This is a genomic window from Rhizobium sp. A37_96, from assembly GCF_053521765.1.
Genome location: NZ_JBNWDS010000012.1, coordinates 71,957 through 84,140, shown reverse-complemented (window position 1 = coordinate 84,140; position 12,184 = coordinate 71,957). Strand labels below are relative to the sequence as shown.

General features: G+C 60.0%; 14 protein-coding genes and 1 pseudogene. 9 read left to right on the top strand and 6 right to left on the bottom strand.

The window, feature by feature from the left end:
• Genes ACQZ6J_RS24590 through ACQZ6J_RS24580 form a run of 3 tightly spaced genes read right to left on the bottom strand, consistent with a single transcriptional unit; the run spans position 1 to position 2,315 of the window.
• Positions 1-627: an NADPH-dependent F420 reductase gene (locus ACQZ6J_RS24590; RefSeq protein ID WP_449086141.1), complete on the bottom strand. Its 627-nt coding sequence runs from the start codon at positions 625-627 to the stop codon at positions 1-3.
• Positions 628-687: 60 nt separating this feature from the next.
• On the bottom strand, positions 688-1,629 hold the full coding sequence (locus ACQZ6J_RS24585; RefSeq protein ID WP_449086007.1) for an SDR family oxidoreductase: 942 nt from the start codon (positions 1,627-1,629) through the stop codon (positions 688-690).
• 50 nt (positions 1,630-1,679) lie between these two features.
• Positions 1,680-2,315 carry an NADPH-dependent F420 reductase gene (locus tag ACQZ6J_RS24580; protein ID WP_449086006.1) on the bottom strand — a complete coding sequence of 212 codons (636 nt, stop codon included), beginning with the start codon at positions 2,313-2,315 and terminating at the stop codon, positions 1,680-1,682.
• 141 nt (positions 2,316-2,456) lie between these two features.
• On the opposite strand from ACQZ6J_RS24580, the gene ACQZ6J_RS24575 reads away from it, so the two are divergent.
• Positions 2,457-3,035, top strand: coding sequence for a TetR/AcrR family transcriptional regulator (locus tag ACQZ6J_RS24575; protein ID WP_449086005.1), 579 nt, complete (start codon positions 2,457-2,459; stop codon positions 3,033-3,035).
• A 142-nt stretch (positions 3,036-3,177) separates the two neighbouring features.
• Here the strand turns inward: ACQZ6J_RS24575 and ACQZ6J_RS24570 are convergent, their stop codons facing one another.
• Complete coding sequence (locus ACQZ6J_RS24570) at positions 3,178-4,071, bottom strand: LysR substrate-binding domain-containing protein (RefSeq protein WP_449086004.1); 894 nt, start codon at positions 4,069-4,071, stop codon at positions 3,178-3,180.
• 130 nt (positions 4,072-4,201) lie between these two features.
• Here ACQZ6J_RS24570 and ACQZ6J_RS24565 point away from each other — a divergent pair, with 130 nt between their 5' ends.
• The 6 genes and pseudogenes from ACQZ6J_RS24565 to ACQZ6J_RS24540 all read left to right on the top strand — a co-directional run.
• Positions 4,202-5,182, top strand: a complete 981-nt coding sequence (locus ACQZ6J_RS24565) for an aldo/keto reductase (protein WP_449086003.1) — start codon at positions 4,202-4,204, stop codon at positions 5,180-5,182.
• Positions 5,183-5,195: 13 nt separating this feature from the next.
• Positions 5,196-5,381: a hypothetical protein gene (locus tag ACQZ6J_RS24560; protein ID WP_449086002.1), complete on the top strand. Its 186-nt coding sequence runs from the start codon at positions 5,196-5,198 to the stop codon at positions 5,379-5,381.
• Positions 5,382-5,399: 18 nt separating this feature from the next.
• Positions 5,400-5,987 carry a flavodoxin gene (locus tag ACQZ6J_RS24555; protein WP_449086001.1) on the top strand — a complete coding sequence of 196 codons (588 nt, stop codon included), beginning with the start codon at positions 5,400-5,402 and terminating at the stop codon, positions 5,985-5,987.
• A gap of 10 nt (positions 5,988-5,997) precedes the next feature.
• Positions 5,998-6,987, top strand: a complete 990-nt coding sequence (locus ACQZ6J_RS24550; protein ID WP_449086000.1) for an aldo/keto reductase — start codon at positions 5,998-6,000, stop codon at positions 6,985-6,987.
• Positions 6,988-7,630: 643 nt separating this feature from the next.
• On the top strand, positions 7,631-8,368 hold the full coding sequence (locus tag ACQZ6J_RS24545) for a DUF6088 family protein (protein ID WP_449085999.1): 738 nt from the start codon (positions 7,631-7,633) through the stop codon (positions 8,366-8,368).
• Positions 8,349-9,077 (top strand): annotated as a pseudogene (locus ACQZ6J_RS24540) (nucleotidyl transferase AbiEii/AbiGii toxin family protein); the annotation flags it as partial. The gene ACQZ6J_RS24545 and the pseudogene ACQZ6J_RS24540, both read left to right, overlap by 20 nt.
• 588 nt (positions 9,078-9,665) lie before the next feature.
• Here ACQZ6J_RS24540 and ACQZ6J_RS24535 read toward each other — a convergent pair.
• Both ACQZ6J_RS24535 and ACQZ6J_RS24530 read right to left on the bottom strand, forming a co-directional pair.
• Complete coding sequence (locus ACQZ6J_RS24535; RefSeq protein WP_449085998.1) at positions 9,666-9,812, bottom strand: DUF1127 domain-containing protein; 147 nt, start codon at positions 9,810-9,812, stop codon at positions 9,666-9,668.
• Between the two features lie 169 nt (positions 9,813-9,981).
• A complete protein-coding gene (locus tag ACQZ6J_RS24530; protein ID WP_449085997.1) occupies positions 9,982-10,956 on the bottom strand; it encodes a 3'-5' exonuclease in 975 nt (324 codons plus the stop codon).
• 133 nt (positions 10,957-11,089) lie between these two features.
• Between ACQZ6J_RS24530 and ACQZ6J_RS24525 the strand changes: the two genes are divergently transcribed.
• Both ACQZ6J_RS24525 and ACQZ6J_RS24520 read left to right on the top strand, forming a co-directional pair.
• Entirely contained in the window at positions 11,090-11,566 is a 477-nt protein-coding gene (locus ACQZ6J_RS24525) for a hypothetical protein (protein ID WP_449085996.1), read from the top strand.
• Between the two features lie 3 nt (positions 11,567-11,569).
• Entirely contained in the window at positions 11,570-12,028 is a 459-nt protein-coding gene (locus tag ACQZ6J_RS24520; RefSeq protein WP_449085995.1) for a gamma-glutamylcyclotransferase family protein, read from the top strand.
• Positions 12,029-12,184: the final 156 nt, after the last annotated feature.

Below are 12,184 nucleotides of genomic sequence, written 5' to 3'. Positions count from 1 at the left end.
TCAGCCGATATCGACTTTCAGGGCGAAGTCCCAGGTGCCGGCGCCGTTTTTGGCCAGGCCGATCATCATCAAGCCAACCGCCTCAAGCGTTTGGGCCATGTGCAGGCCACCGACGTCGAACGGACGAAGCCCCAGGCTCTCGAGGAAGGCCGAGACGCGCTTCTTCGCCTCCGCGTCGTCTGCAGCGATGAACGCGTCGAGGCGTCCACCCTTGGCAAGCACGTGGCCGAAGATGGTGTTGAAGGCCTTCACGACATGCGCGTTAGCGGGGAGGCCCTTCGCTATCTCCTGCGCGCCGGAACTGCCGTGGGGCGTGACGAGGCCCGAGAGGTCGGGCGCCACCGGATTGGTGATATCGATGATCACCTTGCCGTCGAGCGCTTTGCCGAAGTCGGCCACCACCGCCGCCGCATTGGTGTACGGCACGGCGAGGATGACGATGTCGCCCGCCGGCATGGCGCCGTAGGTTCCTGCGGTTGTTCCGGCTGCGAGCTGGTCGGCCAGCGCCCGCGCCTTGGCGGGGTCGCGGTTGACCACCTCGACAGTGTGGCCAGCCTTGGCGACCCGGCCGGCGATCGCCTTGGCCATGGTTCCTGCGCCGATGATGCTGATGGTGCTCATGTTCAGTCTCCTGGTGAGGTTTGAATATTGCTCGTTGTCTTTAAAGGGGGCATCCCCGGGCTAAGCTCAGCGGGCAGGAAAGTAGTGACCGTTGTCCAAATCGGCGAAGAGGCGGGGCTGAGTGGGATCCCAGCCGAGGGCCTGGCGGGTGATGGCGCTGGACGCCGGGGTGTCCAGCGTAACCAGATTTGCCAGGAACCCGAAATAACCCGGCAACATGAGCGCGTCTGCAGGAATGGGTACGGCCGGCAGGTTTAGGCGGCTGCCAAGGGCCTCAGCGAGCTCGCGAAACCGAAAACCTTCATCCGCGACCGCGTGCCAGTTTCTGCCGGCGGGGCCCTTCTCTAGCGCCAGGCGGAACACTGAGGCGAGATCGAGGGCGTGCACCGCGGTCCACCGGTTCTCGCCGTCTCCGGGATAACCGACGACGCCCTTCTCCTTGGCGAGCCCAATCAGCAGCGGCAGGAAGCCGGCATTATCGGTCGCGCTATGCATGATTTCAGGAATCCGGACGATCGAAGACCGAACGCCCTGCTCGGCGAGACCGATGACCGTGGTCTCCACAATATTGCGAACCCGTAGGGTGCCTTTGTACGGATCGCCCCCGGGAAGGGACGGATCCTCCTCCGTGGCCGGCCGGCCCAGACCTTCCCATCCGGGGCCGCCAATGCTCGCCGACACGACCAGCGGCTTTCCGGTCCCCGCCAGCGCCTCGCCGTACGCCAGCATGATCTCGCGCTCCGCGGCAGCTACGGCGTTGATCCCGCCCGCAGGAAGCAGGTCCTGCCTGTGCGCGAGATGGATTACGCCGTCGGAGTCTGCAGCTGCGGCCTTGAGCCCGTCAAGATCTTCGAGACTACCGCGACGCACCTTGGCGCCGAGCCTGGAAACCGCCTCCTCGGCTTTGTCCGACCGGGCAAGGGCAGTGACTTCATGGCCGCCGGCGATGAGCTCGGAGATGATGTACGGACCGGAATGGCCGGTCCCGCCAGTGACGAAGACGTGCATGTGACTTTTCCTTCTTGGTGATGTGATGGGAGATGGCTGGATCGGTAGACTCAGCCGAGAATGTCGACGCCGATGGCGAAGTTTGGGTGCTTGACGGAATGGGTGAGGAGGCCCAGCACCAGCATGCAGGCGTGCTCAAGCGTCCGAGCCATGGTCAGCGGCCCGGTATCCATCGGGCGCAATCCGAGGCTCTCGATGAACGCCGAGACCCGTGCCTTCGCCCGCGCGTCGTCGCCGGCGAGGAATATGTCCAATCGGCGGCCCTCGACTGGGCCGGCCGCCAGGACGTCGGAGTTTTGGGTGTTGAACGCCTTGACGATATCCGCATTGGCAGGGGCAACCCTCGCGATCTCCTGCGCGCCGGAACTGTCCTCAGGAGTCAGGAAGCCGGTGAAGTCGGATTTGATGGGGTTGGTGATGTCGACAAGAATCTTGCCTGCCAGCTTTTCGCCATATTGCTTCACGACGTCGAGCACGGCCGTGTAGGGAACCGCCAGGATGACAAGGTCCCCGACCGGAGCGGCGGCGAACGGTCCTGTCGTCGCACCAGACCCGATCTGCCCGGCCAGCGCTTGCCCCTTCGCAGGGTCGCGGGCCATCACCTCGATGGTATGTCCGGCCCTGGCGGCGAGGCCTCCGATGGCTGCGGCCATACCGCCTGTTCCGATAATGCTGATGGTGCTCATCTCTACATTCCTTGAAGTCGGGTGATTGGCGACTCTATTGCTATTTTCCCGAATGCCGCCTATCTATTGGATCAGTGATCCATATTAACTGGATCGGTGAAACACATATATGGGTCACTGATCCGTTTATCAAGGCAGGTCATGCGAGCCGACGCGAAAAAAAATTACAGCCATATCCTCACGGTCGCGCGTGAGGCCGTGACCGAACAGGGAGCCGATGTGTCGATGCGGGATATCGCCCGTCGTGCCGACGTTGGGCTGGCCACGCTGCTTCGTCACTTCCCGACGCGGGAAGCTCTGTATGAAGCGCTGCTGTGTGATAACCTGGATGCGCTGACGCATAAGGCTGAAGAGCTCGAACGGTCGAATTCGCCTGACGAAGCAATCGTGTCCTGGATTCGCGATTGGGTGGCGTTCGCGCAAAGTTACGACGGCGTCGTCAATCTTATGGCCTCAGCCCATAACAATCCGCAGTCCGCTCTTTATGCGTCATGCGCAGCGATACACGCGGCGAGTGCACGACTTCTGCGCCGTGCTCAGGCCGAAGGTATAGCGCGCGCAGACATGAACGGGGATGACCTGTTCGCCCTGATGACGGCTCTCGGCTGGGCGGTCGACCAACCCTCCTTCGCGCCGCGGGCCGATCATCTCGTTCACCTGATTACGAGCGCCATCCTGACAAATCGGCCTGGCAACGATATCAAGAAGGCAACGTCTTGAATCAGACCGGCATCGGATGATCGATGGTCGCCCTTGTGCGACACAGTTTGGTACCAAACCGTCTGTCAACGGGCGACTTGCTTTTCACCCGCAACACGGCGGCCGAGATTGCTCGCAAGCGCTATGACAAGGACCTGGCCAACTACCCCCGATAGCGCAAGACATCCACCAATAGAGCAAATGCCGGAGAGGGATGCCGCCGGCTGGTGTAGTAAAGATGATAACCCGGGAAGGGCTCGCACCAGTCCTCCAGGACACGGATCAGTCGACCATCGGCGAGAAAGGGAAGAACCTGGTCTTCGGGAATATAGGCAAGGCCAAGGCCGCCGAGCGCCGCATCCAGGCGCATCGTCATATTGTTGAAGACCAGCTGGCCATCCACACGAACCTTGAGCTCCCGACCGGCCTTCTCGAATTCCCAGGGAAAGAGCCCTCCGTATGTGGGAAGCCGGAAATTGATGCAGTTGTGATGCGTCAGATCCTGCGGTGTTTGCGGAATCGGGTACCGCGCGAAATAGGCCGGCGAACCGACGACCGCTACCCGCATTTCCGGGCCGATCCGGACGGCGACCATATCCCGGGCAACCTGCTCGCCAAGCCGCACGCCGGCGTCGTAACCCTCCGCGACGATGTCGGTCAGACCGTAGTCGACGATGATTTCCACATGCACGTCGGGATATTCCGGCAGAAGCCTGCGCAACGCCGGCCGCAGGATCGTGACTGCGGGATGCTCGCCGGCCGTGATACGGAGTGTTCCGGCCGGTTTCTCTCGCATCGCGCTGAGGTCGGCAATTTCCTGCTCCATCTCCTCGAAACGCGGCGCCAGGGTGCGCAACAGCCTTTCGCCCGCTTCCGTCGGCATCACGCTGCGCGTGTTGCGGGTCAGCAACGGAAGCCCGAGATGGGCCTCTAATAGCTTGATCGTCTGGCTCAACGCCGATTGGGATACGCCCAGTTTCGCGGCTGCCTTGGTGAAGCTGAGCTCCTTGGCGACGACCACAAACGCAGCCAGATTGTTGAAGTTCTCGTTCGGCATTCATTAGACCAGCTTATAGGGCATTCCCGATTATAGCGTCTAATCACGAGATCAAGCCAGCGCTATGTTGTTGGCAGGCACGCTCGGGCCTTTCGGCCTCGTCGATTGTAATCACTCAAAGGATCATCACATGGAAAAGCGCACACTCGGGCAGGGCCTGGAAGTTTCAGCGATCGGCTATGGTTGCATGGGCCTGAGCTTCGGCTACGGGACGACCACCGAACGCGGCGATGCAATAGCTCTGCTGCGGGCGGCTCATGAACGGGGAGTCACCTTCTTCGATACCGCTGAAGCCTATGGCCCCGGCGTCAACGAGGACGTCGTCGGCGAGGCGTTGCAGCCGGTTCGCAACCGGGTCGTGATCGCCACCAAGTTCGGCTTCAAGGATGGCGTTCCGGCGAACGGCCTCGACAGCCGACCGGAAAGGATCCGCCAGGTTGCCGAGGAGTCGCTGAAGCGGCTGCGCACCGACGTTATCGATCTTTTCTATCAGCATCGCGTCGACCCGACAGTGCCGATGGAAGACGTCGCAGGGACGGTCCGGGATCTCATCGCCGAGGGCAAGGTGCGGCACTTCGGACTGTCCGAAGCTGGTGCGGATTCCATCCGCCGCGCCCATGCGGTCCAGCCGGTCGCGGCACTGCAGAGTGAATACTCGATGTGGTGGCGTGATCCGGAACAGGAAATCCTGCCGCTTTTGGAAGAGTTGGGAATCGGCTTTGTGCCGTTTGCGCCGCTCGGCAAGGGCTTCCTTACCGGCAAGATGGACGCGTCGACGACCTTCGGCGAGAAGGACTTCCGCGCCACTGTGCCGAGGTTCGCACCCGAAGCCCTCAAGGCCAACCAGGCCTTTGTCGACCTGGTCAAGGCTATCGCGGCAGACAAGCAGGTGACACCGGCCCAAGTCGCCCTGGCATGGCTTCTGGCACAAAAGCCATGGATCGTCCCGATTCCGGGCACCACCAAGCTGCATCGACTTGAGGAGAATCTCGGCGGCGCCGATGTGCAGCTCACGACCAATGATCTGTCCCGCATCCGCGATGGCCTCTCGGTCCTCACGGCGCACGGCGATCGCTACGCCGCGTCGCATCAGCGTTTCGTCAATCGCTAAGGAGGAACCCGCCATGGCAAAGACATCAGACGACGGAAAGATGAGCACTGGCCGCCGGGCCTTTCCAGGAACCGCCGGCGGTATCGCTGTCACCCCACTGGTCGCAGGTCCGGTTTCACCGGGCTCCGCAAGCCAGGCAGCAGCCGCCTTCGATGCCGCCGAAGCTTCCCGAGCAGATGTTGATCTCTTCGGGCGTTAAGGCGCCGGCTCGAATCTGATGGGCAAGAATATGTCCCGGCGCACTCTTTTGGCCGCACCTGCCATGTTGTCCCTGCTCAACATCGCGGCAGCGCGGGCGCAGTCGACCGGTGTCCTGCAGGCAGGCGGATCAACGACGCTGGTCGCCTATTTCACCCGTTCGGGCAACACTCGCGTTATCGCCGGGACGGTCCAGCGGGCGCTGCACGCAGACCTTTTCGAAATCCGGCCGGCCCAACCCTATCCGGAAGACTATGAAGAAACCGTCGAACAGGCCCGACAGGAACGCGATCGGGGTTATGAGCCGCCGCTGGCGGCAACTGTCCCCGTATTCGCCCGCTATGAGACGGTTTTTCTGGGCTTCCCGATCTGGGGCGAAACTGCCCCACCGATCATCCGCTCGTTTTTAAGAGCGCATGATCTGGAGGGAAAGACCTTGAGACCGTTCATCACTCACGGCGGCTACGGCCTCGGTAGCAGTCTCGCTGTGCTTACCGACCATGCCCCGGGCGCGCAGATTGAGACCCCCTTCTCAATGGAAGCGGACCAGGAACGCCGGACGCTCAATGAAACACGAGGTTGGCTGAGCCAGCTTTCATCCAAATAGGAGAACGACCATGAAAACACGCAGGCTGGGTGCCCTTGAGGTATCCGAAATCGGCTTCGGGACAATGAGCTTTGCCTCGACCTACGGCGCGTCCCCGGACGAGCAGGAGGCGATACGCGTGATACGCGGCGCGCACGAGCACGGCGTGACCTTTTTCGACACGGCAGAGGCCTACGGCCCGTTTACCAATGAGGTCCTGGTCGGCAAGGCTCTTGGTCCCGTCCGCGACCAGGTCGTGATCGCCACCAAGTTCGGCTTCAACATTGATCCCGTGACTGGCGAACGCAGCGCCGGCCTCAATAGTCTCCCCGACCACATCAAGCAGGCCACCGACGGCATGCTCAAACGCCTCGACATCGAGACGATCGATCTGCTGTACCAGCACCGCGTCGACCCGTCCGTGCCGATCGAGGACGTCGCCGGCGCCGTCAAGGATCTCATCGACGCCGGTAAGGTGCGCTATTTCGGGCTGTCCGAAGCGGCGGTCGGGACGATCCGGAAGGCGCATGCGGTCCTGCCGGTGACGGCTGTCCAAAGCGAATACTCGCTGTGGACCCGCGAACCGGAACCGGAGATCCTGCCGCTGTGCGAGGAGCTGGGCATCGGATTCGTGCCGTGGAGCCCGCTGGGAGCCGGTTTCCTGACCGGCAAGATCGACACGTCGACGACGCTGGAGAGCGGTGACTTCCGCAACAACTCGCCGCGTTTCACCAAAGAGGCTGTCGAGGCCAACCAGGCCCTTGTCGATCTGCTCAAGGAAGTCGCTGCGGATAAGGGCGCCACGCCAGCCCAGGTGGCCATCGCCTGGCTTTTGGCGCAGAAGCCGTGGATTGTGCCCATCCCCGGCACGCGCCGGTTGGAGCGGGTTGAGGAAAACCTCGGAGCCGCAAATATCAAGCTGTCGCCTGACGATCTCGCCGCGATCGAAGAACGGGCGGCTGCGATCGAGGTCAAGGGGGAGCGCCTGCCGGCGGCAGTCCTGCAGTATTCCTACAAATAGGGATATCGGGGTGGCGTAGGGAACTCGGTAAGTGTTCCCTGCCGCTCCTCGCGTCAAGGCTCCACCTCTTCCGGGCGTGCCAAAGGTATGGCCTTTGGTCTTGAAAAGAATCGAACGACTACCGGTCGCACTGGCATGGAAGCAGTCCTCATCTGTACAAAGCCCACCTGACCATTGAAAAACCGGCATACCCGGGCTTTGGCTGAAGAGGCCGGCTCTAACGTACGGGCTGGCCCTGGTTAGAACAAAGAAAACTCCCCTCCACGGAAAATTCGTTGCCTGGGATGACGACAATCTCATTGTTACCAGCCTGAATTGGGCTTCTGCCTCCGCTGATCCTGATTTTCCCTGGCGCGACATCGGCGTTCACATCTGCGCTCCCGGCATAGCCTCGAGCGCAATCGCAAAGCTCCGAGGAATTTATCCGGAGATGGTGTGGTCACAAAAAATGAAGGGCCGGCGATAGCGCTGGCTGACTAATTCTTACGGCACTCACAAATTTTCGTTCAACGCGGCCGCCGAGTAAAGCCGGCCAGCGATACTGACCAGAGTTTAGATATAAATTCTGGTCAGCATGGGCATCTCCTCATTTGATTACTGACCAAACTTTCTATATATTTTTTGGTCAGAAAGCGAAACCAACATGCCCGATCCAACGTCAGATACCCTCAATCGAATCCACGCCCGGATCGCAAAAACTGCGCCGTCCGGGGTCTGGTCGCGCGCGGATTTCCTGGACATCAGCACGCCGAACGCGGTCGAGAAAGCACTTCAGCGGCTCGCGCAGCGCGGCGACATTCGGCGTCCCTACCGTGGTCTCTATGACAAGCCGGGAACAAGCACGCTGACCGGCAAGATGGTGTTTCCACCGCGCTCCTCCTTCATCGACGCAATCGCGCGGCGCGACAAATTGCGCGTGCTGGTCGATGGGATGACTGCCGCCAATGACCTTGGCTTAACGACGGCCGTTCCCGCGCGGTCGACGATCTATGCGGATACCTATCCACGAACGATCGAGATCGAGGCCAATGCCGGCGACCCGAACGCTGCGAAGCCCGTGATCTACACGCTCGACTTCAAGCGCATCGCCGCCAAGACGGCGTACTGGGCCGGCCGGCCGGCCATGCGGGTTGTGCAGGCCCTCAACTGGTTTCGCGACGACCGATCAAGTCTTGAAACCGCAGTCAGCGGCATCGTCCGCCATCTGTCACAGAGTTCACATCGACAGGCGATCCTTCACGACCTGCAGGAAAACATCCACGCTCTTCCAGCTTGGATGTATCCAGTTGTAAACACCATTATCGCGGAGCTGCCGTCTGCAGATGAAAATGGAAAAGAGGGGCAGGAATTGGACGCTCAGCATGTATCCAACGTTTCTTGAGATCCTTCGCTCCAGCGCCGATGAGCAAAGAGCGCTCTTTTCCGCTGCGGCCGCCGAACTGGAGACGCGCGCCGAAAATATCGAAAAAGACCTCTATGTCTGCTGGGTGCTCGACTTCCTTTTCAATCGGCGCCCGGCCGACGCGGCGCGTCTCTATTTTAAGGGAGGCACCAGCCTAAGCAAGGCATATGGGCTGATCCGACGTTTTTCCGAGGACATAGATATCGGCATTTACAAAACCGATCTGCATGTTCCGCTCGAAGCCGAAATTGCCGCGCTTAAATCCGTGACGCAACAGCAGAAGGTCATTGCTGAACAGGTTGATGAGGCCGCGCGGAAGTATATTTCGGGTCCGCTCAGGGAGATGTTCACGAAAGAAATCTAGGAGGTGGAAGCAGCGATCGAGCAGAAGGGACACTTTTCCCTGTCGTTTGGCTACGACGCCTACCGGAAGAAGGAGGCGTTAGACGTTCTCGTCATCAGCTACAAGAGCGTGTTCGACACCAGCGGCGGATATGTAGAGGCAGCTGTGCGGATCGAGGGCGGGGCGCGCCCCGACCCGGTTCCGGCTGAGCCGCGCGAGATCCTCCCATATGTCGCGTCGGAATTCGGAAAAGGGAAGGAGCTCGTCGTTGCGAACGTGACGACGGTGAGGGCCGAACGAACCTTCTGGGAAAAAGTGCTGATTCTGCACGCGATGACGGAGATGCCCTTCGTTGCATTGAACCACTTTACAGTACCAGTCGCCATCGCGGCCTTCTCCAGTTTCATTCTCCGGCAGCCCATGCTGGCGGAACGGTGTCGTAATATAGGAGCCGAGGTAAGAACAGCCACCACAGAGAAGAACCCGCCGCAAGTCTCCATCTCCGGGTGGCAAAAAAGCCCCCGCATAGAAAGCGTGCAGGGATATCCCACAACGGTTCATCGGATATTTCTCTCGAAGCCCCTGCCCACGGTTCACCAAGGTGATCACGTCATCCCGAAAACGAAAAAGCCTGCCGCGGGAGGAGGTGCGGCAGGCTTTCGAAAAGAACCGAACAACAGCTGGGAGGAGGATAAGAGCGCCTGCACATCGAAGGGATGCGGGAGGAGGTGCATCGCTTCGATAGGTTTGAGTATAAACCCGTGTTGCCCATGCGATAGGCATTTCTTTGCAGAGCAGTCATACGCCATGCGAAAAGCGGAAGGCTCATGAGCGAGCGACTGTCACGGCGAAATGGCAGGATTGCAAAACAAAAGCGCCCGCTTGGGAACAAGCAGGCGCCGACTGAGTGATGGAATTGATGCCTTCGCGCCGTTACCGGGCGACCGCTGCGCGGGCAACGCTGCGGATTTCACCGCGATCGATCCCGAGATCGTGCAGTTCACGGGTCGACATGCGGCCCAGCTCAACGACCGTCTGACAGTACTTGCGCCAGTTGTTAAAAGAGCGTGCGACATTCATGATGATCCCCTTTCCTTGGGCATTCGAAGCTGAGCTGCCGTCCATGGCGTCCATTCGCTTCGATGGGAAATATATAATATGAAGCTCTCGACTTTCGCAGCGCCAAGGCATCACCGCACCCATGCGATAGGCGCATAGATCAACAAAGTCGGCCAGTGCAATCTGTCCGTCAGGCTCTGAACCGATCGACGGCTGTCAGGTGCAGAACCGGCGGGTCTGCTTCATCCCACTGGTAGATGTCGGAGCGCAGATAGCGAAGTTCGTCATTGAGATCGTTTTCGTCGACTTCGATCCACCAGGACTTCGGGCGGCCGTCGCTACCGTCCGACCAGCGATAGCCCCTCGCCTTCAGATGCTCCTTCATGTCGAACGGACTGTGCTCCGCAAAGATGCGAACACGCGATTGCTGGCTGGCGCGGTATAGTTCGCTGAATGGGCTCTCTTCGTCTGTCTTCTGCCGGTCGAGGATTTCCAGCAGCGCAAAGCAGTCGTCTACCGCGCGATGGCCCTCGTGGAAATAGCCGGCCTGGCCGACGAGGTAGCCGAGCTTCGTTCCCTCGAAGCCACGAGCGCTCCAGTCGATCTCCGAAACCGAACAGGCCCAGGCCTTGCCGGAAAAGATGGGTGAGAAGCCATCGCAGAATGGCCGGTCGAAGCCGGCATTGTGGGCGATGATCAGATCTGCCGGCTCGATCAGCCCGCGCAGGGACTGGATGTCGATCATCTGTCCCTCGACCATTGCGTCGGTGATCCCCGTCAGCCGGGTGATCTCGGACGGGATCGGCGCGGACGGCTGCTGCAGGCCGCCATAGACGGCAATGACGTCGCCGATCGCTCCATCGTCATTGAAGGTGAAGGAGACAGCGCCGATTTCGATAATCTCGTCGGTGCGATGGTTGAGGCCCGTTGTTTCCGTATCGAGAACGACGCCGACACGGGAAAATTCAGGGCGCCTGACGGCAGCAACAGGCCGAGCGACGAGCTTTCTGAGAATGCGATAGTTCCCGCTTTCTTGAAGCTTTCGCGCCATGTCTTCGTCGGACAGAGCGCTGGGCTGCGGTCGTCGACGCAACGCTACGCGTGGGCCCGCCGTTTCCACCGCAAGAAGCGGCACCTTCGGAAACATGTCGAGTTGGGAGTCCATTTCCTGTTCTCATCGCCTGATCGCACAAAAATAGTGGCGCTCGGCATCTTGTGCAACAAAGGATCCAATTTGCGATATTGGATAACTGTTGACGGTGGGCCTGGCAGCGATGGATGCATACGAGGAGAGGACGATGGACACAGCCGTTCGCGTAAAAGAGATCCTCGCGGCGATTAAGCCGCTCGCAGCCGAATACTACCGGATCAGCGGTAAGCCGCTTGGCGTGACGGGTGAAGTTGCTGAATACGTTGCGGCCGGGCTCCTGGGACTTGAATTGGCCCCTCCCCGAACCGCCGGATATGATGCCCTTCGCCACACTGCCTCCGGCGTGGAGCGGATTCAAATAAAAGGAAGGGCATACGATCCTGCGGTGAAGCGTAACCAGCGAATAGGGACGATCAAACCGGAAGGACCTTGTGACGTCGTCATGCTGGTGTTGCTGCACAACGCAACGCTCGATCCCGTTGAGATCTGGGAAGCCTCGTTCTCGTCGATTCTTGCTCGGCTGGCTGAACCTGGATCGAAAGCCAGGAATGAACGTGGTGCGCTCGCGGTCTCGGATTTCAAGCGGATCGGGACCAAGATCTGGTCTGCTGAGAGAGGAGCGTAAAGGATGTTGTATTTCGCCTATGGGTCCAACATGGACCCGCAGCAGATGAGCGAACGTTGCCCGTCCGCAGAGGTGGTCGGTATCGGTTATTTACCCGACCACTGCCTCTGCTTTCCGAGGCTTTCAAAAAATAGGGGTTGTGGCGTTTCCTCAGTCGAGCCAAGTCCCGGACGTGCAACATGGGGAGTCGTTTACCGGCTGACGAAGGAGGACCTTGCGAGTTTGGATAAGAGTGAGGGATACAAATCTGAACGGCATGAAGATCAGAACAGCTACAATCGAGTGCCGGTCACCATCGTTATAGACGATACACCCACAAAAGCTTGCACCTACGTTGCCGTGGGCCAAGCCAACGCTCCGTTGCCCAGCCTGGAATATTTGAAGCATCTTCGCGAAGGTGCTCGCCACCATCATCTTCCCGCCGATTATTGCAGGTCTCTGGACGAGCTGCCCTACAGCTGATGACGGGAACCACTGGAGAGAATACGAGCTGCCTCCCTCCCGGTCAGAACATCACGTGCCCGATCTCTTCAATTAAAGAGAGCAAACTTTGCAATTTTAGCGTTCATGGTAACGTCAAGAAGAGAAGACAAGGCCTATTGGTTGGCGGCCGGACAG

Bases quoted from the DNA above. Each gene is read 5' to 3' on its own strand.
- ACQZ6J_RS24530 (WP_449085997.1), bottom strand. From the start codon at position 10,956: ATGGACTCCCAACTCGACATGTTTCCGAAGGTGCCGCTTCTTGCGGTG.
- ACQZ6J_RS24580 (WP_449086006.1), bottom strand. From the start codon at position 2,315: ATGAGCACCATCAGCATTATCGGAACAGGCGGTATGGCCGCAGCCATC.
- ACQZ6J_RS24525 (WP_449085996.1), top strand. From the start codon at position 11,090: ATGGACACAGCCGTTCGCGTAAAAGAGATCCTCGCGGCGATTAAGCCG.
- ACQZ6J_RS24520 (WP_449085995.1), top strand. From the start codon at position 11,570: ATGTTGTATTTCGCCTATGGGTCCAACATGGACCCGCAGCAGATGAGC.
- ACQZ6J_RS24555 (WP_449086001.1), top strand. From the start codon at position 5,400: ATGGGCAAGAATATGTCCCGGCGCACTCTTTTGGCCGCACCTGCCATG.
- ACQZ6J_RS24545 (WP_449085999.1), top strand. From the start codon at position 7,631: ATGCCCGATCCAACGTCAGATACCCTCAATCGAATCCACGCCCGGATC.
- ACQZ6J_RS24565 (WP_449086003.1), top strand. From the start codon at position 4,202: ATGGAAAAGCGCACACTCGGGCAGGGCCTGGAAGTTTCAGCGATCGGC.
- ACQZ6J_RS24560 (WP_449086002.1), top strand. From the start codon at position 5,196: ATGGCAAAGACATCAGACGACGGAAAGATGAGCACTGGCCGCCGGGCC.
- ACQZ6J_RS24570 (WP_449086004.1), bottom strand. From the start codon at position 4,071: ATGCCGAACGAGAACTTCAACAATCTGGCTGCGTTTGTGGTCGTCGCC.
- ACQZ6J_RS24585 (WP_449086007.1), bottom strand. From the start codon at position 1,629: ATGCACGTCTTCGTCACTGGCGGGACCGGCCATTCCGGTCCGTACATC.
- ACQZ6J_RS24535 (WP_449085998.1), bottom strand. From the start codon at position 9,812: ATGAATGTCGCACGCTCTTTTAACAACTGGCGCAAGTACTGTCAGACG.
- ACQZ6J_RS24575 (WP_449086005.1), top strand. From the start codon at position 2,457: ATGCGAGCCGACGCGAAAAAAAATTACAGCCATATCCTCACGGTCGCG.
- ACQZ6J_RS24550 (WP_449086000.1), top strand. From the start codon at position 5,998: ATGAAAACACGCAGGCTGGGTGCCCTTGAGGTATCCGAAATCGGCTTC.